The organism is Leisingera sp. F5 (assembly GCF_001593695.1).
Genome location: NZ_LUKH01000762.1, coordinates 1 through 1,716, shown reverse-complemented (window position 1 = coordinate 1,716; position 1,716 = coordinate 1). Strand labels below are relative to the sequence as shown.

Genomic DNA, 1,716 nt, shown 5'->3' with positions numbered 1-1,716 from the left:
CGCCGCGGCACATTCCGCCGGTCAGCCGCAACGACGATCCGCAAAGCTTTGCCCCTGCCGCGCCGCAGAAGAAACGCGTGGCGCTGATGACCGGCTGCGCGCAAAAGGCGCTCAATACCGATATCAACGACGCCACCATCCGGCTGCTGACCCGGCTGGGCTGCGAGGTGGTGGTGGCCAAAGGGGCGGGCTGCTGCGGGGCGCTGACACATCACATGGGGCGCGAGGACGAAAGCCACGCCACGGCGGCAAAAAACATCCGCGCCTGGGCGGCCGAGATGGACGGCCAGGGGCTGGACGCCATCGTGATAAACACCTCCGGCTGCGGCACCACGGTTAAGGACTACGGCCATATGTTCCGCAACGATCCGCTGGCCGCGGATGCTGCGCGGGTGTCGGACCGCACCATGGATATCTCTGAACTCCTGATGCAGCTGGAGTTCCCTGAGGGTGCGGACAAGGGGCTGACCGTCGCCTACCACGCCGCCTGTTCGCTGCAGCATGGCCAGCAGATCAAGACCCACCCCAAGACGCTCTTGAGGCGCGCAGGGTTCACGGTGGTGGAACCTGCCGACAGCCATCTGTGCTGCGGATCGGCGGGCACTTACAACCTGATGCAGCCGGAGATTTCCACCGAACTGAAGGCCCGCAAGGTCAAGACACTGGAAGCCAAGCAGCCCGATCTGATCGCGGCGGGCAATATCGGCTGCATGATGCAGATCGGCTCCGGCACAGAACTGCCTATCGTGCACACGGTGGAACTGCTGGACTGGGCCACCGGCGGCCCGCAGCCGCCTGCGCTGACCGCCTCTGGCAAACCTGCGCCGGACGTGCCGGTCCTGCGTTAAAGCGCGTAAAAGGAATCGGGCTGCATATACTGCGCATTTGCCCTAATTTTGCCTGAACGGACCCGTAATCTCCCAACTGGCGGATAAGAGGAGAGACATGTGAGGCAATGGATTCTGGCGGTTCTGGCAGCCGTGCTGCCGGCGGCGGCGATGGCGCAGGACAGCCTTTTGCAGCGGATGGACACAATGGATGCGGGCCGCAAATGGGAAGCGGTCGGGCGTCTTGATGTGAACGGCGAGGGGTTTTGCACCGGTGCGCTGATTGCGCCGGATCTGGTGCTGACCGCCGCCCATTGCCTCTATGACAGCCAGACCAAGGCGCGCATCGACCCTGCCACCATCGAATTCCTGGCCGGCTGGCGCAACGGGCGCGCCTCGGCTTACCGCAGCGTGCGGCGGGCGGTTGAACATCCCTCCTATGTCTATGACGGCGAACTGTCGACCGACCGGGTCCGCAACGACATAGCCCTGCTGCAATTGCAGCGCCCGATCCGCAACACCACCGTGACACCCTTTGAAACCGACGAACGCCCGCGCAAGGGTGCCAGCATCGGTGTGGTGTCTTATGCGCATGACCGGTCCGAGGCGCCGTCCTTGCAAGAGGTCTGCGCGGTGATGGCGCGCCAGCAGGGGGTTCTGGTGATGTCCTGCGACGTGGATTTCGGCTCCTCCGGGGCGCCGGTGTTTTCCTTTGCGGGAGGGACCCCGCGGATTGTTTCGGTGATCTCCGCCAAGGCCGAGGTCAGCGGTGAGCGGGTCTCGCTTGGTTCTGCTCTGGCAGAGGAACTGACCCTGCTGCAGGCGCAGCTGACAGGTGTGAACACGGGTGGCCGTCTGCCGCCCGGCGTTGGCCGGGTGAAGGTGGGGG

The 1,716-nt window shown here is 64.7% G+C and carries 2 protein-coding genes; both read left to right on the top strand.

The window, feature by feature from the left end; genetic code table 11:
* Positions 1 to 848: heterodisulfide reductase-related iron-sulfur binding cluster (locus A2I95_RS35665; RefSeq protein ID WP_291737274.1), on the top strand; the 848-nt coding region annotated here is incomplete at its 5' end.
* A 150-nt stretch (positions 849 to 998) separates the two neighbouring features.
* Positions 999 to 1,716, top strand: a 718-nt coding sequence (locus A2I95_RS35660; RefSeq protein ID WP_291737275.1) for a trypsin-like serine protease, incomplete at its 3' end; no start/stop codon positions are given.